This is a genomic window from Micromonospora sp. WMMD1082 (assembly GCF_029626175.1).
GTDB lineage: Bacteria > Actinomycetota > Actinomycetes > Mycobacteriales > Micromonosporaceae > Micromonospora.
Map to the genome: position 1 here is coordinate 2,435,001 of NZ_JARUBM010000002.1, position 22,636 is coordinate 2,457,636.

At 72.2% G+C, this 22,636-nt stretch carries 10 protein-coding genes; 2 read left to right on the forward strand and 8 right to left on the reverse strand.

What is annotated here, in order from left to right:
- Positions 1-376: 376 nt before the first annotated feature.
- Entirely contained in the window at positions 377-628 is a 252-nt protein-coding gene (locus O7615_RS11425) for a hypothetical protein (protein ID WP_278182067.1), read from the reverse strand.
- Positions 629-696: 68 nt separating this feature from the next.
- Between O7615_RS11425 and O7615_RS11430 the strand changes: the two genes are divergently transcribed.
- Positions 697-1,239, forward strand: a complete 543-nt coding sequence (locus O7615_RS11430; protein ID WP_278177421.1) for a hypothetical protein — start codon at positions 697-699, stop codon at positions 1,237-1,239.
- Positions 1,240-1,256: 17 nt separating this feature from the next.
- On the opposite strand, the gene O7615_RS11435 is transcribed toward O7615_RS11430, so the two are convergent.
- The 5 genes from O7615_RS11435 to O7615_RS11455 all read right to left on the reverse strand — a co-directional run bounded on the left by O7615_RS11435 (position 1,257) and on the right by O7615_RS11455 (position 20,347).
- Positions 1,257-2,102 (reverse strand): DUF6406 domain-containing protein, encoded by an 846-nt coding sequence (locus O7615_RS11435; protein ID WP_278177422.1) that lies wholly within the window; start codon positions 2,100-2,102, stop codon positions 1,257-1,259.
- A 72-nt stretch (positions 2,103-2,174) separates the two neighbouring features.
- Entirely contained in the window at positions 2,175-3,047 is an 873-nt protein-coding gene (locus tag O7615_RS11440) for a DUF6406 domain-containing protein (RefSeq protein ID WP_278177423.1), read from the reverse strand.
- 2 nt (positions 3,048-3,049) lie between these two features.
- Entirely contained in the window at positions 3,050-19,573 is a 16,524-nt protein-coding gene (locus O7615_RS11445) for a toxin glutamine deamidase domain-containing protein (RefSeq protein WP_278177424.1), read from the reverse strand.
- A gap of 43 nt (positions 19,574-19,616) precedes the next feature.
- Positions 19,617-19,958 (reverse strand): hypothetical protein, encoded by a 342-nt coding sequence (locus tag O7615_RS11450; protein ID WP_278177425.1) that lies wholly within the window; start codon positions 19,956-19,958, stop codon positions 19,617-19,619.
- Positions 19,955-20,347, reverse strand: a complete 393-nt coding sequence (locus O7615_RS11455; protein ID WP_278177426.1) for a YbaB/EbfC family nucleoid-associated protein — start codon at positions 20,345-20,347, stop codon at positions 19,955-19,957. The genes O7615_RS11450 and O7615_RS11455 overlap by 4 nt, the downstream gene beginning before the upstream one ends.
- 151 nt (positions 20,348-20,498) lie before the next feature.
- Here O7615_RS11455 and mycP point away from each other — a divergent pair, with 151 nt between their 5' ends.
- Positions 20,499-21,794, forward strand: a complete 1,296-nt coding sequence (gene mycP, locus O7615_RS11460; protein ID WP_278177427.1) for a type VII secretion-associated serine protease mycosin — start codon at positions 20,499-20,501, stop codon at positions 21,792-21,794.
- A 120-nt stretch (positions 21,795-21,914) separates the two neighbouring features.
- Here the strand turns inward: mycP and O7615_RS11465 are convergent, their stop codons facing one another.
- Positions 21,915-22,205 carry a WXG100 family type VII secretion target gene (locus O7615_RS11465; protein ID WP_278177428.1) on the reverse strand — a complete coding sequence of 97 codons (291 nt, stop codon included), beginning with the start codon at positions 22,203-22,205 and terminating at the stop codon, positions 21,915-21,917.
- Between the two features lie 13 nt (positions 22,206-22,218).
- Positions 22,219-22,548, reverse strand: coding sequence for a WXG100 family type VII secretion target (locus O7615_RS11470; RefSeq protein ID WP_093411131.1), 330 nt, complete (start codon positions 22,546-22,548; stop codon positions 22,219-22,221).
- Positions 22,549-22,636 lie beyond the last annotated feature (88 nt).

Below are 22,636 nucleotides of genomic sequence, written 5' to 3' on the forward strand. Positions count from 1 at the left end.
ATCCCGCCTCGCCTGGACCATCGGATTTGGCAGGCCGGCCGCTGCGGTCTCCCGCACGCTCGCCCGGTGCCCTGCCGGTCGTCAACCTTACCCGGTCGGCTCCGCCTCACCAAATCCGCCCCTCGGCGTCCTGGTGGAGCCCCGCCCGGCCGCGTCCATTGAGGAGTTGACCCTCCCTGAACCCGGTGCCATCCCGGATCAGGCCCACCGGGCTTTCGCCCTGTTTGCCCCGTTCCGCGCTGGCAGAGAGAAAGTTACGCGTCCACCGGATTGATCGTCAAATCCGGGGGGAGCGGTCCCCGTCACACCAGCCGCTCCGGCGACGGGCGACTCCGACGTGGACCCGACGGCGGCGGCCCGCAACTGGATCCCCGGCTCAGCGCGTACGCCGATGGGATGCCCGCCAGGCGCGGAGGCCGAGCAGGCCGACGGTCGTGCCGATGGCCAGCGATGCGACGATCAGCAGGGCATGGATCCAGAGGAAGCTGGTCGCCGGCCACTCCCCGACGGTACCGCTGGCCCACGACCTCGGGTCCTTCCAGATGGCCACCGCGAACCGGGGCCAGATCACCCAGGTCCACCCGCCGACCCCGGTGAGAAAGACCGCCCAGCCACGCGACAACACCATGGTCGGCGAGTATGCCAGCGGCATGACCGGGACGGTCGCAAGCGCGTCCGATCGGTACGGTGGAACCCATGAATCCCCCGCTCGCGCGCACCAACGCGGAGGCGCACCTCTACATGGATCTGCACCCCTGCTCATGCGGGGAGACCGCGTTTCCCCGGCAGAGTGCGGTCGTCGCGCTGGCCGACGGTGACCTGGCGAGCCGCTACACCGGCGCATGCGCGGGTTGCGGCCAGGACCGGGAGTTCGTCTTCCGGTTGCCGGCGACGATCGGTGGAACGGGCAACGGATTCCACTACGGCGGCGACGAACCGTCCCAGCTACTCGATCCCGGCGAGTGGCTTCTCGTCGCCGACGCGTACGCCGGTCAGGTGCCGGCGGAGCCGGCGGCCGGCGCGGCCGGGCAACGGGCCCGCGCCGCGCTGACCAGGGCCGTCGCCGCGCTCGACGAGGTCGGCAAGTTCATTCCGGCTGGTGGCGGCGCCGTCCCGCCGGGCGCCTTCACCAGCGACCGCGGGCGGCAGTTGCATCAGCGCGAGCCGGGCCGGTTCCGGCGGGACCGGTTGACCGCGGTCCGCGACGCGTACGCGGGGATGCTGTCACACCTCGGCTGAGCAGGCCCGAGTCCTGGTCAGCGCGGCCCGTCCTCGTAGTTGCGAGGGCCGGTGGCGGCGCCGGGCGGCAGGAGTTGCGCCGGCGGAAGGTGATCCAGATCCATCGGGGTCAGCCGGCCGATGAGTTCGTACGTCGACCAGGCCACCGCGCGCAGCTTCCGTTCCCGGGCGACGGAGGCGACGGGGCCGGGCGGGCCGACCAGGTCCAGCTCGTGCACGAAGAAGACCGTCTCGTTGCCCGCTTCTCCGACCGAAACCACCAGCAGGCCGCCGGAGGGCCTGGCGATGACCAGCCAGGCCGGCGACAGCCAGGGATCCCGGTGTACGCGCTGTGCCTGCACCAGGTCGAAGGACGGATACTCCGGATGTACGCCGAACAGCGGACGCTCCGGCAGCAGGGTGAACGGTACGCCCGGAATGTGATGTTCCGTCTCGGGCCGCGCCCCGTTGTTCCGGCCCAGCCATTCGCGATAGCTCGGCGGCAGCCGGACCCCGAGCGCCGCCTCCACCGACTGGAGCTGCGCCTCGTCAAGCTGCCCGTACGGTCGGAGCCGGGCCGGCTTCCAGAGGTGGCCGGTTGGCGGCCTCATCATCTCGTTCTCGTCCACTCGCCGGACGGTGACCTCCCAGTCGTCCGCGCTGGACATGTCGAGGTCAGCGAAGCGCCAGGTCTCCTCACCCACCGCGAAGGTCTCACCGAGCGCGACCTCGTGGGCGAGCGACTCCTCGCTCTGGAAGGGCATGACGATGATCTCGGCGCGGACCGGCGGCCCGACGTCGACCCAGCGGACCCCGAGCCGGGCCGGCCCGACACTCACCGTCGCGTTGTTCGGGATGGCAGTCAGGTGAGTGAACGAGCGCAACCGATCTTCTCCCGTCCGGTCAGCCAGGCCACTGGCTGCTCAGTGCCGCGACCAGGCCCGTCCGCGCCTTGTTCACGGCTGCCCATTCTCGTAGTTGTCCGGGTTGGTGAAAGTGCCCGGCGGCAGCATCGGCACCGGTGGTAGGTGATCCAACTCCTTCGGAGTCAAGCGGCCGATGAATTCGTCCATCGACCACGCCACCGCACGTAGCTTTCGTTCGCGAGCGGCGGCGGCGGGCGGGCCGGGCATCCCCACCAGGTCCAACTCGTGCACGAAATAGACGTTGCCACTCATCGACTGAGCCGACACCACCAGCAGACCACCGACCGGATTTGCGATCACCAGCCAGTCCGGCGACAGCCAACGATCCCGGTGTGTGCCCTGCGCATGCACCAGGTCGAAGAGCGGATACTCCGGATGTACGCCGAACAGCGGACGCTCCGGCAACAGCGAGAACGGCGCACCTGGTACGTGATGCTCCACCTCCGGCAGCGCACCGTTGTTCCGGCGCAGCCAGTCCCGGTAGTCCGGCGGCAGCGGATGCCCCAGCGCGGCCTCCACCGACCGGAGTTGCGCCTCGTCCAGCTGCCCGTAGGGGCGCAGCCGGGCCGGCTTCCAGAGATGACCAGCGGGCGGCTCCATCACCTCGTTCTCGTCCACCCGCCGGACGGTGACCTCCCACTCGTCCTCGCTGGACATGTCAAGATCGGCGAAGCGCCACGTCTCCTCACCCACCGGGAAGGTCTCACCGAGCGTGACCTCGTGGTGCGGGGACTCCTCGTTCCAGTGCGGCATAACGATGATCTCGGCGCGGACGGGCGGCCCCACGTCGACCCACCGCACTCCGAGCCGGGCATGCCCAATATCGACGGGGATATTGTTGGGAATCGATGTGACCTCGGTAAAGGAGCGCAAGGGCTCTTCTCCCTGTCCTGCCAAAGGCATCGTCAGCCGTCCACCATCTCGTACAGCGCCGGTTCGGGCGGCAATGTGAACCCGAGCAACTCCCGGGCGATGCGCTCCGCCTCCACCCGCATGATCGGCACGGACCCACCCTCGCCCGGCGCACCGCCGCTGGTCCAGTGCGCCGAGCGCTGCCCCTGCTCGGACGACACCACCACGAGCAGGCCATTCACCGTACCGTCAGGGCCGAGCAGGGCGTGGTAGCCGATGGTGGCTCGCTCGTCATCAAGGTAGGTACGGCCCAGCGAATGCCGGCGAGGTCGGGCAGTCGCGCCAACTGACGCCTCCGGCCTGCGTGGCTCTGGCACGGACGGCATCAGTGGTGACGGGAACACGGGAGAGGGATCGGGCGCCGTCGACCGGCCGGGTACCACCACAGCGTGTGCCGCGACAGCCGGGTCAGCGCTGTCCAGGTGCGCGTAGGCACCGCTCGTCAGGTCCAGGAAGTCCCGCACCGGCATGGGATCGGGATGATCCCGGTTCCATGGGTTGCGCAACCACACCTGGCCGTCGGCGACCGCGATCACCTCGTAGGCGTGACCGGCAACAAGCCCGAACGGAAGTTGCTTGCGGATCGCCTGCGGGTAGGTCCGCTCCGGCCTGGTACCAGTGATCACTGGGCTTCCGCTGGCGAGCAGGGCCGCCAGTTGCGCCTGCACGGCGGCCTCCTGCCCCGGCCGCCCGTCGAAAACGGACATCCGGCTCGGCGAACCGGTCAGTTGGGTCAGCAGTTCCGCCTGCATCTGGGGTGTACTGCCGACATGCATTCGGGCATAGCCGGTGGGCGCCGACCTCAGCGGGTTGTCCTCGCTGTGCCACGCCCGCCAGTTCGTCTGCCATTGTTCGTGCCGCTGGCCGCTCCAGGTGCGGTCGACCGCCGCCAGAGCCTTCTCCAACAGCGAGGCCCACGCCGTACCGTTCAGATGCTGGTCGGCATACGCCGTCTGCCCATGGGCGACCGATCGCAGTGGCACATCCGGGTGCACGGTGATCCGGAGTCGGCGGCCGGTGGGCGTCATCGCGTCGCCGAGCACGGTGCTCTCGTGCAGCAACACGTCCACCGTGCCGTCCGGGTTCGGTTGGAAGAGCCGGGCCAGCGCGTCCGGCCGATGACCGGCGACGGCAGCCATGCTGGCGAGCATCCCGCAGTCCCCGAGCATTCCCTGCCGCACCTGCTCACGGCGGGGTGGACCGTCGAAGAGCGGCGCCGGTTGTCCGGTCCGGGCGTCCCGTGGTGATCCGTACTCCACCGGGCGCTTCGGGTTCGGGGCGGGCAGGGTGACCCGGTCGGCGACGACCGCGATCTCGCCGAGGGTCTCCGTCGGCTCGACCTCGACCTCGACGGCGGGTTCGGGTGGCAGCATCGCCCGCAGCGCGTCGGTCAGCGCGTTCGGGACCAGCGCCATCAGCCGCGCGTCGGTCACGTAGTGGAAGGTGTGCGTGCTGAGCACCGCCATGGCCGCCGGATTCGACCCGTACGTGACGCGGAAGGTGGCGCCGACCCGGCTTCGGTCCTCGCTGAGCAGTGCCTTCCGGCCGGCCTCTGTGCTCAGGTCGAACGCCGGCGCCGATCCGGTCAGCGGAAACTCCGGGGCGCCGTCGAGGGTGTACGGGCGCAGGTCGAAGCGGCCGGTCAGGTCGACGTAGATCCCCTCGGCGGCGATCCGGTCGGCCAGCCGGGGATCGACCTGGCGGATCGGGTCCAGCAGTGCGGGCGGCACGCCGATGACCTGCCCGGCCAGGGCCGGCATCCGGGGCAGCGAGGACTGGCTCCGCTCCCCGTGCACGGCCAGCTCCCGCAGTGTCGCGTCCAGCGCGGCGGCCGGCGGTGGCTGGAAGTCGGGGGCCAGCCGACTGCGGTAGTCGATCGCCCGGAACCGCTCGACCGCCGTCTGGGTGGGGCTGTGGGCGAGGACGCCGGCCACCGCGTCCGGCGTGATGATCGGCAGGCTCAACCGCATCACGTGGTTCCACACGTCACCGGGAAGGACCGCGAGGCGGGCCGCTGCCTCCGGCGTACCCCAGCGCAAGCCCAGCCGGTCGACCAGCGCGTCGATCTCGACGCGCATGGCCAGCCGGGCGGGGGCATCGGCCTGCGCGTACCCGGCGGCCATCAGGCGCAGCTCCGCGAGCCGCCCACGGTCCCGCGCGGTGAGGCCGGCCGGATCGATCGGCCCGTCGGCGACGCCCTGGTCGAAGAGCCCGACCGTGGCCTCGCCGGTCTCGTGCCGGGCCAGCAGTTCGGCCGCCTCGTGCGCCACCGCGCGGTCGATTGTGCCGTCGGCAGCCCGGTCCGAGATCGTGAGGGTGAAGGTGCCGCCGAGGTTGCGGACGGTCTGGGCCACCACGCCGTCGGCGAGGGAACCGGCGGTGACGCGGATACGCAGCGGCTCCAGCCCGGCGGAGCGGACCTCGACGGTGTCCGGCGCGACGGTGACGACCTGGTCCGCACCGATCGGCTCGGCCAGCGCGGGCAGGACCGTGCGGGCCCGGTCCGCCACCGCCGTGGCATCGGCCACCGGCCGGCCCTGACCGTGGAACTCCGAGCCCGGCAGCGCCGCCACGGTGCTGCGCGCCAGCTCGACGTGGGCGTACCAGGGGCTCATCAGGTCGAGGAACGCGCGCACGGGCATCGGCGACGGATGGCTCGAATTCCACGGGTTGCGCAGCTGCACCTGACCGTTCGCCACCGACACGATCTCGTACGCGTGCCCTGCGTAGAGCCCGTGGGGCGGCTTGCCGCCCGGGTAGGACGAGTAGGCGTCGGCCGGCCGGGTACCGGTGATCAGCGGGCTGCCGGCGGCGAGCAGGGCCGCGAGCCGCGCCTCGGCATCGGCCTCCCGCCCGGGTGTCGGGTCGAGCTGACTCACCCCGGTGGGCAGCCCGGTGAGCTGGGTGAGCAGCTCCGCCTGCACCAGGCGCCTGCTGCCGTTGCCCAGCCGGGCGTAGCCGAGCGGGGCGGCCTGGGCGGCGTCCACGCCCGGCCGGGCCGTCCACTGCTGCTGCCACTGGTTGTGGCGCTGCTGGGCCCAGGTGCGGTCGATCGCGGCGATCGCCTTCTCCAACAGCGAGGCCCAGGCCGTGCCGACCACCGACTGGTCGGCGTACGCGCTGCGTCCGTTCGAGTGCGGGTGCAGCGGTACGTCGGGCCAGACCGTGACCCGCAGGTGGCGCCCGGTCGGCGTGACCGTCTGACCCGGTCCGCTCGCCTCGTGCAGGAGCACGTCGACCGAGCCGTCCGGGTTCGGCTGGAACATCCGCGCGACGGTGTCCGGCAGGTGGCCGGCGACCGAGCCGATCACGGCGATCATGCCGCAGTCGCCGAGCGCGCCCTGCTGCACGTCCTCCCGCTTCGGCGGGCCGTCGAACAGCGGTGGCGGCTGCCCGGTACGGGCGTCCAGCGCCGGGCCGTACGCCGGCCCGGGCTTGTTCGGGGCGTCCGGGGGCAGGGTCACCCGGTCGGCCACCACCCTGGTGTCGCCGGATGGCCCCTGGCTCGACGCGGTCTCCACCCGCCCGGCAGGGGGCGGCGGTGCGGGGGTGATGCCGCGCAACGCCTCGGTCAGCACGTCGGGCACCAGGCCCATCCAGCGGGCCGTTCCCTGGTAGTGGAAATCGTGGTCGGTGAGCAGGGTGACGCCCTGCCCCCCGGGCAGCCCGCGCAGCGCGGCCCGGGAACGTTGCCGGTCCTCGTGCAGCTGGGATTGTCGGCCGGCCTCGGTGGTGAGGTGGAACGCCGGGCGGGCCGCGCCGAGGTCGATCGCCGGCACGCCCGTCGCCATGTACGGGCGCAGGTCGTAGCGGCCGGTCAGGTCGACGTAGATGCCCTCGGCGGCAAGCCGGTCGGCGAGTTGCGGGTCCACCACCCGGATCCGGTCCAGCTGCTTGGTGGGCAGCGCGACGATCTGCCCGGCGAAGGCGGGCATCCGCGGCATGCTGGACTGCGCGTGCTCGGCCCCGGCGGCGAGTTCCCGCAGCCGGGCGTCCAGCTCGGCCTGCGCCGGCACCTGGAAGTCCGGTGCCAACCGGGACCGATAGTCGATCATCCGGATGCGCTCGACCTCGGTGAGGGTCGCCGCACCCGCCAGCACCGAGGAGACCGCTTCGGGCGTGATCGTCGGCGCGCTGAGCTGCATCAGATGGGCCAGCACATCGCGGGGGAGCAGGGCCCACCGAGCCCGGATGTCCGGGTCGCCCACCCGGAGGCCGAGGTGGTCGGCGAGGGCGTCGATCTCGGCGCGTACGGCCAGGCGGGTGGCCGGATCGGCGCCGGCGTACGCGGCGGCGAGCAGCCGGATCTCGGCCAGCCGGCCCCGGTCGTGGGCGGTGAGCCCGGCCGGGTCGATCGGGCCGTGGTCGACGCCCGGGTCCAGCGGGCCGACCAGGGGACGGCCGGACTCGTGCAGCGCCACCAGCTCGGCGACCTCGTGCGCGAGCGCCCGCGCCACCACCTGGTCGGCGGCCCGGTCCGACACGGTGACCGTGAAGGTGCCGTCGGGATTGCGGGTCGACTGGGCGACCACCGCATCGGTCAGCGGACCGGTGGTGAGCCGCACGGTCAGCGGGTACTGCCCGGCCGAGCGGATCTCGAACCGGTCGACACCGGTCGGGACCACCGCGTCCACCTGGGCGTACGGTGCCACCTGCGGCAGTGCGGACCGGGCCACATCCAGCACCGCCGCCGGGTCGGCGGCTGGTCGACCCAGGCCGTGGAACGTGGAGCCCGGAACGGCACTGGCGGTTATCGAGCCGGCCGTCGATACGCTGCCGTCATGGCCACGCCCGCCGAGATCTACGCCGCCATCCTCGCCAACCCCGACGACCTCGACCTGCGCCGACGATACGCCGACGCCATCGAGGCCACCGACCCCGAGCACGCCGAGCTGATCCGCCTCGACATCAACGGTGGCAGTACCCCGCGACGCCTGCGGCTCTGGCGCAAGCTCGGTCCCCGGCTCGCCCGTCCGGTCGAGGACCTGGTCGACGAGTGGCGGGTGCGGCGTGGATTCGTCGAATCGGTCACGATGCGCGCCGCCGCCTTCCTCGACCACGGGATCGAGGTCTGGCGGGCGGTTCCCGTCCGGCACCTGGTGCTGACCGGCGCTGTCGGGCACACCGCCGAGGTCGCCGCGTCGCCCCTGCTCGAGAGCCTGGTCGGGTTGGACCTGAGCGGGAGCCCGATCGGTGATGGCGGTGTCAGACACCTCGCCGGGTCGACGCGCCTGGGCCGGCTGCGCTGGCTTGGACTGTCCAGCTGCGACATCGGCGCCGAGGGGGCGGAGGCCCTCGCCGCCAGCCGGAACCTGCCCAGCCTGCGTTACGTCGAGTTCGACCGCAACCGGGTCGAGATCCTGCCGTACGGCTTCGGCCAGGACATCGACGGCCGGTCGATCCGGGTCGAAACGCCCCCGCTCGGGCAGCGACTCATCGACCGGTACGGGCCGCTGCCCTGGCTGGACGTCCAGTGGGCCTGGAAGGGTCCGCCCCGGTACATCGACGTCTGAGCCGTCCGGGTCTGGTCGAGGGGCGGGCGCGGTCGACCTGCCGCCCGTCGGCGCGACTCCGGGCCGGTTCGCTTCGGTGATCCGCTGGGCGTGGAACCGGATGCTGGGCTGGATGCCGCGGGAGTCATCGGGGAGGGCGGCAGCCTGGGCGACCAGGAGCGCCCGCACCGCCGCTGGCGTGGCCGTCGCCGCGACGACACCGGGGGCGACGCTGGCCGCGCCCAAGACCCGGAGTTGCCCCGAACCGTCCCGCAGACCGAGCACGTCGGTTTCGGAGTTCTCGACGGCCGGCGGGCCCTCCAGCGGTTCCAGTCCCACCCCGGAGAGCAGGTTGGCGACACCGCCGGGGAAATCCGCTGCCTGGCCGATCGAGAGAACCACACGGTCGTACGCCTGCCGGCTGCCATCGGTGAACTCCACCAGGAAGCCGCCGTCGACCGTGTGGCGGAGGCTGACGATCTCCCGCAGTGACTGGTCGACCTGGCCCTGCACGGTCGCCGAGTAGGCGCCGATCTCGGGCAGGGTGTTGCGCCGGTTGTAGCCGCCGCCGAAACTGTGCCGGATTCGCGCCTCGGCGTCACGGGCGGGATCGCCGGTCAGCTGGTCGGGCGGCGGGTCCACTGCCCGCGCCGACCAGTCGACGCTGGCCGCCGGGGACGCCACCGCCTGCTCGATGTCCCACGCGCCGGAGGCGCCCGCGCCGAAGACCAGCACCCGGTCACCGGGGCGGTAGGCGTCGGCCAGGTTCTGCCCACCGAAGTCGACCGATGGTGCGGCCGGGCGGGGATCGCCGAACGAACCGTCCGGGGAGTGGCCGAGCCGGGCGGCCACCTCGTCGGGCAGCGCGCTGGGGTCTACCGGACCGCCGTCCGGGTCGAAGACCTGCCCGGTCGAGGGGTCGACGGCGAAGCCGGAGATCGGATCGACCACCAGCGGATCGGTCGGTCGGCCGGCCAGGTCTGCCAGCAGCGGCAGATCCGACAGGCCCGTGCCGCTGCCACCGAGGACGGCCCGGACGGCCGGTGGCAGGGTGTCCGGGTCGACCGTGGAGCCGTCGGGAGCGTGGAACACCGGCGTGGGACCGGAGCGGTCGACGCGGTAACCGGTCGTCGGGTCGACGTAGTGGCCGGTGGTGGTGGCCGGCACGCTCGGCACCCGGGAGGGTCCGGGCCCGCTGGCGATGTCGACCGATGCGGTGAAGAAGTCCCGGCCGCCGACGGTCACCCGGAAGTTGGCGCCGTCGGGCCAGCCCACGGCGTCGACCGGTCGGGGCGTGATCGCCGTCGCCGTGCCCTGGTAGGTCGGCATGCCGCTCAGCGCCCGCGCCGCGCCCACCGCGTCGGCGAAGACGTCGGAGGGGGTGAACTGGGTGCCCTCCTCGGCCAGGTCGGCGGGCTGGAAGGGCAGACCGGGGAGTTCCAGCTCCGCGGGGATCTGCCCCATCAGCAGGGCCTGCCGCTCCGCCCACGGGTCGTGGCCCTGCGAGACACAGAGCACCGGCGGCAGGCCGCTCCCGGTGTCGGCGGCGGCCCCCATGGTGACGAAGTCGGCGGTGGCGGCCCACCCGCCACCGATCACCAGCCGGCCGAAGACGTGGTCGGGGGCGGTATCCAGTTCGGCGTCCACCCGGCCGGTCAGCGCGAGATCGGCGTCGTTGCGCAGCGCGGTGGCCTGCTGCGCCCAGGCGCGCGCCTCGGCGCGGATCGCCGACTGCGCCGCCCGGAGATCCGCGACGAGTTGCTGCCCGTCCGTGTGGGCGAGCCCGATCAGGGTCTCCACCTGCGCGGCGACCGGGCCCAGGTGGGCCCGGATCAGGTCGAGCCGGGCCTGCGCCGCCACCGGCCCGACGATCGGCACATTGCCGCCGAGCCCGTGTACGGCATGCGTCGGGTCCTGTTCCAGCAGTCCGGACGCGACGAGCAGGCTCAACGCCTCGGCGCGCAGCTGGGCGGCCTGGGCCGGATCGGCGACGGTGGCGCTGTCGGCGAGCACCACCCGCAGCTCGGCCAGGTGTCCGATGTCCCGCGCGGTGAGGACCCGGGTGCCGTCGCCCTCCGGCCGGGCGCCTTCGGTCAGCGCCGTGGTCGCGTCGAAGCGGATGCCGTCGGCCCGTTGCTGAGCGATCGTGTCCGCCTCGGCCAGCGTGGCGGCGACGGCCCGCCGGACGTGGTCCGGGTGCGCGCCGGTGGACACCTGCACCACCGCGCCGTCGGCGGTGTACTGGATGGTCGCCACGGGTGCGACCGGTGTGTCCGCCGGGGGGTCGCTCAGTTCGATCCGCACCTGGTAGGGGCCGTCGGGGGTGGTCAGGGTGACGGTCGCGGTGGCCGGGTCGACGCTCGCCCCGTCGGGCAGCGGCCCGCTGGTCAGCGCCGTCTGCACGGCCGCCGCGGTGCGAGCCGGGTCGGCGTCGAGCAGCGCGCCGCCAAAGGTCGTACCCGCGGCGGCCTGCCGCAGGTCGGGCCCGTCGGCGGCGGTGGTGGCCGAGGCGGGACCGGGCGGGGCCGGCGGGCCGCCGGGATCCGTCAGACCGTCGGTTCCGGCTCGGGCCAGACCTGTCGACCCTTGATCCGGCCCTCGCGTCGCGCCTGGGCGTACTCCTCCATCACCCGTCGGGGCGGCAGGCTGGAGTGGGCCGTGATCACTCCCGACCGGTCGATGATGTAGCTCCCCTGGCCCACGTGTATCCCCGAGGCCCGGTCCTGCTCCGAGAGTCTCTCCCGGGCCAGCCAGCCAAACTCGAACTCCCGAAGCACGATCGGATTCGCGGTCCGCAGCAGTCGGCTGATCAGCGTCAGCGCCTCGTCCTCGGTCAACTCGCCCCTCTCCATCAGGCATCATCATGGCCCAGAGGGCGTGGGTTTCACGAACGTCGGCGGCCGGCATGTCCGTCGACGTCGTCCCGGTCTGTGGATCCCACCACACCGGCGCGTCCGCGTCCGCCGGGAAGACGATCACGAAGGCGTGTGAGCCGTCGATCTCCGGCCGGCCGGCGTCGTCGAGGAGGACGTTCCCGGCGTCGTCGAGGAACAGCCAGTCGGCCACCACCAACGCCGAGGCCCCCGGGCCGGCGTCCGCGACCCGTTGGTAGAGCTCGGCGTACTGGGCGGCCACCGCGTCGGTGCGGGCGGACAGGTCGCCCGGCAGGTTCCCCGGGCCGCCGATCCACGCCCCGCCGATCCACGCCTCGGCCCGCTCCAGACCACCCCGCTCACCGGAGATGCGATCGATCGAGCCGTCGTCGAACCGGTCCGCCCAGCGCGGCACGGACACCTGCGGGTCGCCGTGGAAGCTGGCCAGTGCCGCCAGCGAGCAGTCGACACAGTTGTTGCCCCGACCGGGCTGGTCCGGCCCGCCGTCGTTGACCAGCTGCCCGTACGGATGCGTCGACGGGTCGGCGAAGACCGCGTACCCCTCGGGGGCGTACAGGCTGGCGGCGAGGTCGTCCTGGAAGCGGGAGTCCTCCAGCGGTGCCAGCTCGCCCGGCCCGAACCGTCGGCCTTCCGGAAGCGACGGTCCGGCGCCGTCGTACGTCAGGCCGTCGGGTCCGCCGTCGGCCAGACCTGCCGACCCGTCGTCCGGCCCTCCCGGCGGGCCTGCGTGTACTCCGTGATCAGCAGCGGTACCGGCAGACTCATCTGTGCTGTGATCACTCCCGTCCGGTCGATGATGTAGCTCCCGTGGCCCAGCTGCCTGCCCTCCGCCCGTTCCTGTGGCGACAGCTGCTCCTTCGCCAGCCAGCCGAACTCGAACGGATGCAGCTCGATCTCGTTCGCCGTGCCCAGTAGGCGCCTGATCAGCGCCAGCGCCTCGTCCTCCGTCATCCGATACCCCTTCCACCGGGATCACCATCGACCACAGTGCGTACGTCTGCGACAGGTACGCGGCTGGGGGCTGCGGCCACGTCATCCCCCGTTGCGGATCCCACCAGACCGGCCCCTCGGCACCCTCCGGGTAGACCAGGACGAGGGCGTGGGAATCCTGAATCTGTACGTTCCCACCGTCGAGGAGGAGTTCGCCAGTGTGGCGATCCCGCTTGACCCATTCCGCCACGACAAGGGCCGCCGAGCCCGGACCGGCCTCCGCGACACGCTGGTGCAGCTGCGCGTACTGCTCGGCCACTGCCGCCGCGCGCTCGGCCGGCGTCGTGGGCAGCCCGTCCGAGCCACCGGACCAGTCGGCACCGAGCCACTCCTCGGCGCGGTCGAGACCACTCGCCTCGCCCGTCACGGTCTCGATCGACCCGTCCGGCCGGACGTCCGGCCAGCGGGGGAAGGAGACCCGGGGGTCGCCGTAGAAGCTGGACAACGCCGAGAGCGAGCAGTCCAGGCAGTTGTTGCTGCGACCCGACTGGCTCGGCCCACCGTCGTTGACCAGTGTGCCGTACGGATGCGTCGACGGATCGGCGAACACCGCGTACCCCTCGGGCGTCCGCAGGCTCTGCTCGACATCCCACTGGTAGCTCGGATCCTCCAACGGCGCCAGCTCACCCGGCCCGAGCCGCCGGGTCTGCGGCAACCCGTGGTCGGTGCCGAGCGGCACCGACGAGGGACCGGCCGGGTTCGCATCGGGCGACGCCGGGCCGGCGCCGCTCGGATCGCCGGCTCTGGTCCCCGTTTCCCCGATGTCGGCGGTCAGGCCGCCGAGCGGCAGATCTCCGTCAGTTCGTCCTCCGTCGGCAACGGCACCGTCGCGAAGTGCGCCACCTGGTGTTCCGCCGTCGCCCGGTCCACCTGCTGGATCTCGTGGCGTTCCGGGTTCGCCCACAGGATCGCCGCCGCCACGTCCGGGCGGAACGCCCAGGCCCCCGTCGACCGGTCCCAGATCACCGCCTGGGTCGGCCCGGTGCTGTCCGCCTCCGCGATCAGGTTGACCGGTGGGCCGGCCGGATCGTCCGGTCTCCGGAGGAGGAAGTAGCCGAACGTCAGCGGCGCCATGCACGCCCCCCATCAGGTCAAGGTCCAGACCGGGCAGGTCGGACACCGCCAATCCTCGCGCGGCCAGCATGTCGGCGAACGTGCGGCCCTGCTGCCCGAGCCAGTCGAGGTACGACTCGCGCATGCTCGCCTGCCGGGGCGACGACATCCACTTGGCGAAGCTGGTGTCCTTCGGCGGGTCGAACCGTGAAGTATCCATGCCGCCCGGCATGCTCGCCGCGATGCCGTTGGCCTTGTTGATGGCGAGGATGTCGAGGAACGCGTGCACGCGGCCGGCCGGTGACTGTGCCGGGTCGCGCATCACCTCGTACGGTGCGTGGGTCTGGCTGCCGATGGCGTAGCTGGTCGCGGTCGGGAACTGCAACTCGAAGGTACGCCCGGACGGTGACGTCAGCGTGCAGTTCAGACCGAAGAAGCGGTTCCCGTCGTGCCAGAAGTTCTTCAGGTCGGTGACCTGGTAGCCCTGCGCCTCCAACGACGAGAGGATCGTGTCCACCGCCGGCCCGTACGCCTCGGACTCCGGACCCCGCACCGAGAACCGCACCACGTCGTTGACGGTGTCCAGCGCCGATCCGATGTCGTACCCGAGCGGTTCCAGCTCGGTGCGGAACTTGCGGGCCAGGGACTCGGCGCCCTTGACGCGGTGCTGCTCGCCGAGGGTGGTCAGCGCGTCCTCGCCGGTCAGCCCGAGCCGCGCGTTCACCTCGGCGTTGACGCCGTGCAGGTCGGCCAGGATCTGATCGGCGTCCACCCGCGCTCCGGTCAGCGCGTCGAGCAGGGTGGCCTGGTCGGTCTCCGGAAGCCCGTCCAGGTAGGGGCGCGCGGCCGGGTCACCGTCCGGTGAGGCGCCGCTCAGTCCGTCGGATCCGGTGTCGGCCAGACCTGACGGCCGGTGATCCGGCCCTCCCGCCGGGCCGCCGCGTACCGCTTCATGATCAGTGGTGGCGGCAGGCTGGGATGCGCGGTCACCACCCCCGTCTGGTCGATGATGAACACTCCCTGGCCCAGCTGCCGGCCCTGCGTCCGCTGCTGCGGGGAGAGCGTCTCCTGGGCTGCCCAGCCGAACTCGAACGGGAAGACCGCTACCGGGTTGTCCGTCCCGAGCAGCCTGATCATCAACTGCCGGGCTTCCTCCCTGCTCATCGGCATGACCGGGCTGCACCTCCATCGACCACAGGTTGTGTGTCAGTCCAACGTAGTCCCCGGGCACCGAGTCGGTGGTAGTGCTGCCGAACTGCGGATCCCACCACACCGGTCCGTCCGCGTCCTGCGGGTAGACGAGCAGGAAGACGTGTTGGCCGGCGCCCTGCGTGTGGCCGTCGGCGTCGACCAGCGGGTCGCCGGTGCTCTCGTCGAACCCCAGCCAGTCGACCGCGACGACCGCGGCCGAACCCGGCCCCGCGGCAAGGACACGTTGGTACAGCTGCTCGTACCGGTCAGCCAGCGCCGCGGACCGCTCAGCGGGCGTACCCGGCAGGGCGTCGTTGTCACCGGTCCACTCCCCACCGATCCAACTCTCGATCCGGCCGAAGCCGTCCAGCTCGCCGAGTTCGGTGTCGAGGGATCCGTCGTCGAGCCGGTCCGGCCAGCGCGGATGCGAAACCTGGGGATCACCGTTGAAGCTGGCCAGCGCCGCGAGGACGTTGTCGACACAGTTGTCGGCCCGGCCGGGCTGATCCGGCCCGCCGTCGTTGATCAGCTGGCCGTATGGGTGGGTCGAGGGGTCGGCGAACGTCTCGTACCCGTCGGGTGTCCGCAGGCTGTCCGCGACATCGTCCTGGTAGCGCGGGTCTTCCAGCGGCGCCAGCTGGTCCGGCCCGAATTGGCGGGTGTCCGGCATCGGCCAACCCCGCATGTCAGGCCAGGCCGCCGGATCGGGGTTCGCTTCGGCGTCCGCGACGGGATCGCTCTCGGAGTTCGGATCGGGGTTGCGTTCGCGGTTCGAGTCGCCGGGCGTCACGTCCGAGCCGGTCGTATCCGCGTCGGCGCCGGGCCGGCCGGCCGGCCCGGCGTCCTGGTCCCGTCCGGTCGGCTGGGTCGCCGTCGGTACGTCCGCGGTCGAGGCCGGTGGAACGGGCGCCGTCGTGGTATCGCCCGTGCTGACCGGTCGGACCGGATCGCCCTCGGCGTCGAGCACGATCGACCAGACGCCGTCCACCTCACCGGCGTAGAGCGGGTCGACATCGGAGACCAGACCTCGCTGCCCATCGACCCAGATGATCGTGCCGTTGTGGTTCACGGCGTTCCAGGTGTGGGCGCGGCCACTATCGCCCGGCCACTGGCCGATGACCAGGGCAGCGGCCCCGGGACCAGCCGCACGGAGAGCCTCAGCGACCGCGTCCAAGGCGGGAGCGCCGCTGCCGTGGTGTCCGAACGTGGACCGCAATGCCTGTTCCTGCCGGGCGGTGCTGCCCCGTTCCACCTCGGATGACGGAACCGTCGGCGCCGCCACGTCGGGACGGCCGTACCAGGTCGACAAGACGGACAGCCCGACGTCGGCGCAGTTCGTGCTGCGTCCGGGGACCGTCGGCCCACCATCGTTGAGCAGACCTGCCCATGACCCGCTGCGCGGATCCGGGTGGACGGTGGGGCGGCCTGTCCCTGGGTCCCGAGGCACGGCCGAGTCGAGCGCATCCTGGTCGGCTTGGTCTGGCGGCACCAGACCGTCCAGATGCCCGTACGGCCGGCTGTCACTGAGCGACGGACCGTTGCCCACCACGCCGGGCACGGACGGCTGGTAGGCAGCGACGTCACGAGCCGGGTCGGTGATCGGCTCGATGTTGAACTGCGGCAGGAAATGTGCGCAGGACCGGCACGGCGGTCGATAATGCCCAAGTTCGTACGTGACGCCGCCAGATCTAGCAGTGGCAACCTGATGCGTCACGATCTTGGCGCTATCGAACGCGTTCAGCGCGTACTGCTCGAAGTTGCCGGGCTCACCCGCGTCCCGCCACTGCTGTTCGAGTAGGTAGAGCTGGTCGGAAACCAGGGCGACCTCGGCACACTTGCCGTGTCCGCCGCCCTTACTAGTACCCAACGCCGCTGCTGCCCGATCAAGCGCCGCCTGTGCGAGCGGATGCACGGCCGGCTGGGTAGCCGGGTTGGTGCTCTTGTCGGCGGTCATGCTGGTGTGCGTGGTGATGTCGCCGTTGGGCATCAGCAACGCGCCGGCCATACCGGGCTGTTTGCCCTTGGAGATCGTCCCAGCCTTGACCTCCGTCCGGACGGTCTCCGCCAGCGTCCGCGACGCCTCGATCACGGCGCGCTCCGCGTCGGGACCGGTGGGGTCGCCGTCGACCGACGTCGGATCCAGGTGCCAGCTGTGCGTACCGCGTCCGGTCGGGCCCTCCGACCGTTTGAGGGTCTGCGGGTCGACCGGGCCGGTGTCGACGCTCGGCGCCGGGGGGCCACCGTGCAGGGTTCCGCTACTGGCCGGCACCGGAACGACGACCGGCCCGTCGGCGGTGGTTCGCTGGCCCGGGTCGGTCCGGTCCGGGTTCGGATCGGTGTCGGCAGCGGGAGTGCGGTCGGGAGAGGCAGCGGTCGGCTCGATGCCCGCCGTCTGTGCCGGCACCGCCGGGGCGGGGGTGGCCGGCTGGTCCTGTGTGGGCTCGACCTGCTGACTCGGCCCCGCCGGCTGGGTCGGGTCGGTCGAGGTCGGGCCGGTGGTCGGGGCCAGCGAGATCGAACCGGCCGAGTTCGCCGCGGCGGGATCCACCACTGGCCCGGCCGGCGTCGTACGGCCCGGTGCCGGTTGCGTCGCGGTGTTGCCGGTCGTGGACTGGGTGTTCGTACCCGCCGGCGGTGTGCCGGTCGTGGTCGGCGTTGCCGCGTTGGGGGTGCTCGCCACCGCTGGGCCGGTTGTCGCGGACGGCCCGGTCGCGGAGGCCGGGACGGGGGTACCGGTGGGCGTCACGTTGCCCGGCGGCGTGACCACCGGAGCCGCGGGCGGTGCGGCCACCGGGGTGACGGGTGGCACGCCGGGCAGCACCGCCGGTGGCGTGTCCACGGTGACGGAACCGGCCTGGTCGGCGACGGGCCCCGGGTCGGCGAAGTCGCTCGTGGGGGTGTCGGTCAGCGTGCGACCGGGGCCTGTCGACCCGTCGCCGGGCGTGGGCGTGGTCGTGGTGGCATCCGGCTGCGGGCCGGCGACCGGCCCGGCGCCGGTCTGATCCGTCGAGCCGGTCGTCGTCCGGTCGGCGCCAGGCGACGCGGTGTCGGGCGAACCGGTAGCGGGCGAGCCGATGCCGGGCGAACCGGTAGCGGGCGAGCCGGTTTCGGGCGAGGCGGTGTCGGGCGAGGCGGTGTCGGGCGAGGCAGCGACTGGCGTGCCCTGGCTGTCCGGCGTGGCGTTCCGGCCGGTGGTGTCGGTGGCACCGCCTTCCACTGTGGTGCCCTCGGTCGGCACCCCGCCGGGAGCCGTGGCCGCCACGTCGGCGGGGACACCGGCTACGGTCCCGGGCGAGCCGTCGACCCGCGACGAGCCGTCCGCCGTGGCCGTGTCGCCGGTCGGGGCACCGTCGACCGCCGGCGCAGCGGTTGCGTCGGTCGTCGGCGCCACCGTCGCGTCCGCGGCCGGCGACGCGAGGCTGATCGAGCCCGCTCCGCTGTCCGGTACCGTGGTGGCGCCGTTCTGGGTCGTGGCCGCGCCGGTGTCGACGTTCCCGGCGCCGGAGGTGCCGCCCGCACCGCTGGAACTGCCGGCGCCGTCCGCGCCGGAGCCACCGACGCTCGCGCCGGTGCTGCCCCCCGATGTCGAGCCGGTGCCGCTGCCGGCACCGGTCGAGCCGGCACCCGAGGTACTGCCGCCCGTCGAGCCGGCACCCGAGGTGGAACTGCCGCCGGTCGAGCCGGCACCCGCGCCGTTCGTGCCGCCGAGGTCGCCCAGGCCGCCGAGACCGTTCGCGCCTCCGACGCCGAGGGACGGGTCGACGCCACCCGCGCCGACACCGGCGCCGGGCGTTACCGATATCCCCCCGATCCTGTCGATGACGATGTTGGTGACCTTTGCCGCCACGTTGCCGCTTGCGCTGCCGACCAGGGTCGCCCCGGTGCGGCCGGCACCGCTGGCGAACCCGCCGAGGAAGGCGTCCGCGCCCGGCATGGCCCACTGCCCGTTGACCGAGCCGTTGGCAAGCACGCTGGCAGCGGGAGAGATGATGGCGTTCTGCATGCCGGAGGCGAGGCTGGTGCTCCCCCAGCGGACCATGCCGCTGCCCCGGAACGAGAGCTGCGACGGGCTGAAGGAGAAGGGCATGCGGGGCGCTGCCCGCCGGCCGGCCCAGCTCATGCCGGTGCCGAGCACCGCACCGTAGGCGCCGCCCACGCCGGCGGTGACGGTCCGGCGAGTGTCCCACGACCGCCGCTCACCGCTGTTCATCTGGTACGCCTGGGCGCCGACGTCGATGATCAGCTCTTCGCCGATCTCCTCGAGCAACTCCAGACCGAGGCGGGTGAGACCGCGCCGGAACCCCTGGCTGGTGACCATCTGCCCGAGCCTCGTCCCGGCCACCCGCAGTGCCGCCCGCGCCCCCGCCCGGGTGAGCAGTTGCCGCCCCATCTGGGCGATCAGCCGCCGGAAGGCGATCGTCACCGCCTGCCGACCGCCGGCCAGGATGCCCGGGATGGCACCGGCCGAGACGCCGCCCAGCCAGGCCATCAGCAGTGCGACGAAGACCGCGATGACGGTGATGATGACCGCGATCAGCACGGTCAGCTTGGCGTACTCGATCTCCAGGGCCGCCTGGTCACAGCCGGCGGCGTACGCGGCGGCGATCTCCTGGATCAACGGCAGGCCGGTGTTGGGGTCGACCCCGATCTGGTTCCACAGCCCGCCGAACGCTTCGCCGGCGCCGCCGCCCCAGCTCTGGAGGATCTTCATCACCGCCGGGTCGGCCTGACCCAGCGTCTCGCTGATCGTGTCCGCCAACGCCTGCCACGCGTCGGCGAGATCCCGCATCCGATCCTCGTCGCCGCTGGGCCACGCCTCTCCCGCGCTCACCCAGCAGATGGCATCCCAGACCCAGGTGTACTCGCCGAACGAGTTTCTGGGATTGGGTACCGCCACCCCTTGTGCCCCTTATCCTTGCCGACGCGCAGCCGGCGAACGACTACTTGTCGTCGCCGCCGAACAGCGTCTTGACCATGTCGTCGACGTCGACACTGCCCTCGACCGCGCCCTTGACGGTCGGCCCCAGCACCTCGACAAGGGGCACGAGATCCGCGGCCATCCCGAGGACCAGCGTTGCTGGCTGGTCGTCACCGCCGAGATAGTCCTTGTTGAACTCGTTTCCCGGCTCGTCGTCGCCCCAGGGCTTCTCCCCGTTCAGCGTCTCGATGGTCGCCGAGAGGTTCTGCCAGTTCATCGCCAGCCGGGATCCGGCGGCGCCGAGGCTGTTGGCGCCCTCCAGCGCCGCATCGGGCTTGACGAAGGTCTCGCGCAGCTCACTCATCGTCTTTCCTCCCCGGGCAGGTCGCTGTCCAACTGGCGGAAGATGCCGTCGAGATCGTGATCGATGTAGGCCTGGAACTGGCTGTCCGGCACGAAGGGCCGGACCAGCTTCTCGACCTCGGCCATGGCCTTCTCGGTGGCCCGCCGGATCGTCTCGGTGACGGTGGCGGAGAGCTCCTTCGAGTTTGGCCGGCGGTAGATGCGCGGGTCGAACTCGACCTTCGTCACCTGGCCGCGCGGCCCCACGGTGACGCTCACCAGGCCATCGTCGGAAGTGACCGTGGCCTCCACCGCCTTGAGCTGCTGCTGGAGATCCCCGACCCCGGAGCGCATCCGCTCGAACTGGGCCATCAGCTCGTCGGCACGGGCGCGCAGCGCCTGTACGTCCATGGCGTGTTCCTTCCCCGCGCACGTCCATCTGCCGCCCGCGCCCGGGCGTGACGACTCGACCATACTTAATGGGCACGACATCGGCGTGCCCGGTTCGCGGTCCGCTCGCCGATAGGATGCACCGGCACCGGTTGACGGGAGGCGTGCAGGCATGGTCCGTGACCGTCCTATGGTGACGTTCGCCCTGCTGGCAGCGGTGTTTGCCGCGACCTTGGCGGCTCCCGTGGTGAGCCCTGCCCGCGCCGCACCGGCGATTTGCGAGAATCCGAGCGATCCGGGAGAGGTCAACACCGAGACGCCCTGGCACCAGCGATGGCTCGCCCCGCAGCGGGTGTGGCCGTTCAGCACCGGCGCCGGGGTGCGGGTCGCGGTCGTCGACTCCGGCGCCGACAGCAGCCACCCGCAGTTGGCCGGCCGGGTCACCGCCGGCTTCGACGCGTTGCGTGGCGCGCCGGGGGGCGATGTGGACTGCGTCTCGCACGGCACCGCCGTCGCCAGCATCATCGCCGCCCGGCGGCAGGACGGGGTGGGCTTCCACGGCCTGGCGCCCGACGCCACGATCGTGCCGATCCGGGTCAGCGAGCGCAACGCCAACGACGGTTCGGGCAGCGGCGACACCGTCACCGGCCCGGTCTTCGCGCAGGCCATCCGTCGCGCGGTCGACGACGGCGCCGACGTGATCAACCTGTCGGTGACGCTCTACTACCCGGACCCGGACGTGGAGCAGGCAGTCAGGTACGCCCTGGAGAAGGACGTCGTGCTGGTTGCCGCCGCCGGCAACCAGCACCAGGACGGTGCCCGCCCCGACCCGGTGCCCTACCCCGCCGCCTACCAAGGGGTGATCGGCGTGGGCGCCATCGACCAGGAGGGTGCCCGCGTCCAGCGGTCCCAGATCGGGCCGTACGTGGACATCGTCGCCCCCGGTGGGGCGGTGGTGGCCGCCACCCGGGTGGCCGGCCATCAGGTCTGGGAGGGCACCAGCTTCGCCGCGCCCATGGTGAGCGCGACCGCCGCACTGATCCGCGCGGCGGAACCCAACCTATCGGCGCAGGATGTCACCAGACGGCTCCTGGCCACCGCCGATCCGGCCCGGGGCGAAGCCACGCAGGGCTACGGCCGCGGGGTGCTCAATCCGTACCGGGCCGTCACCGAACGACTGACCACCGGGGCACCGGTGGCCCAACCGCCGCTACCCGAGGTACGCCACGACGCGGCGGCGCAGGCCCGCGCGGAGCGCTGGGCGGTCTTCGGCCGGTTGGCGCTCTGGATCGGCCTGGCACTGGCCACGGTCGCCGTCGGGGTGACGGTGCTGGCGATGCTGCTGCCGCGCGGTCGACGGACTCGCTGGCGGCCCACCCGCCCGTCGGCACCACCTCCCGCCAGGCCCGACATCGACGAGCCCGAGGAGATCTTCTTCCGGGTGCCGACCTCGACGCCGCGCGGTTGACTACGGTGGGTGATGGCGACCGGGCCGTCGTCAACCGGGTGCCCGGGTGTGCCGGTCACCCGGCGTGGACACGACGATGGCCCGGCAACAGGGCCGGGCCATCGGGTGCGCAGGGGCGGTTCAGCCGCCGAACTTCGCGCGGTTCGCCGCCTCACGGGCCTGCATCTTGCCGGCCGACTCGCGCAACGCCCGCTCGATCCGGCCGAGCAGGTCGCGCAGGTCGTTGGCGGCCGACTCCCACTCGTTCTGCCGCTGGAAGTAGGCCTCCCGGGCCTCACCGTCCCAGCTGGCCAACAGCGGAGCGATGCCTGACTTGAGCCCTTCCAGCTCGCTGGACAGGTTCCGGACCGCGCCGCCGCAGCTGTCCGCCGCCGCGTTCAGGCCGGCGAAGTTGTACCGAATCTCCGTCATGAGTCCTCCCCCGTCAGAGCTTCAGGGCCGCGGTGATCTGACCGGCGGTGGCGCCCGCGCCGTCCATGTCGGCCCGGATCTCCTCGTCGCTGACGTCGTAGTCCTTACCGGCGGAGCCCACGGCCTCGGCGATCGCACGCAGCGCGACGTTGAGTCGGGCCATGTCCTGGTCGAACCGCTCGCGGACCTGCTGGAAGGAACCCGCACCAGCGCCCTTCCACTGGTCGTACAGCGGCGCGAGCTGGTCCATCAACGAATTGAGATTGCCCGTGAGCCGGTCGGCGACGGCATCGACGTCACCCTCGGTCTTCAGCATCAATCCGGTGTCGGTATTCATCGACATGGCGGAAGTCACCCCCGTCCTCGTCTGATACGCCCCGCTTCGCCGGGGGCTGCCTGTCAGTCGGCGCTCACGCGCCATCGTCGTACGA

Bases quoted from the DNA above. Each gene is read 5' to 3' on its own strand.
- O7615_RS11425 (WP_278182067.1), bottom strand. From the start codon at position 628: ATGGTGTTGTCGCGTGGCTGGGCGGTCTTTCTCACCGGGGTCGGCGGG.
- O7615_RS11430 (WP_278177421.1), top strand. From the start codon at position 697: ATGAATCCCCCGCTCGCGCGCACCAACGCGGAGGCGCACCTCTACATG.
- O7615_RS11440 (WP_278177423.1), bottom strand. From the start codon at position 3,047: ATGCCTTTGGCAGGACAGGGAGAAGAGCCCTTGCGCTCCTTTACCGAG.
- O7615_RS11450 (WP_278177425.1), bottom strand. From the start codon at position 19,958: ATGAGTGAGCTGCGCGAGACCTTCGTCAAGCCCGATGCGGCGCTGGAG.
- O7615_RS11455 (WP_278177426.1), bottom strand. From the start codon at position 20,347: ATGGACGTACAGGCGCTGCGCGCCCGTGCCGACGAGCTGATGGCCCAG.
- mycP (WP_278177427.1), top strand. From the start codon at position 20,499: ATGGTCCGTGACCGTCCTATGGTGACGTTCGCCCTGCTGGCAGCGGTG.
- O7615_RS11465 (WP_278177428.1), bottom strand. From the start codon at position 22,205: ATGACGGAGATTCGGTACAACTTCGCCGGCCTGAACGCGGCGGCGGAC.
- O7615_RS11470 (WP_093411131.1), bottom strand. From the start codon at position 22,548: ATGTCGATGAATACCGACACCGGATTGATGCTGAAGACCGAGGGTGAC.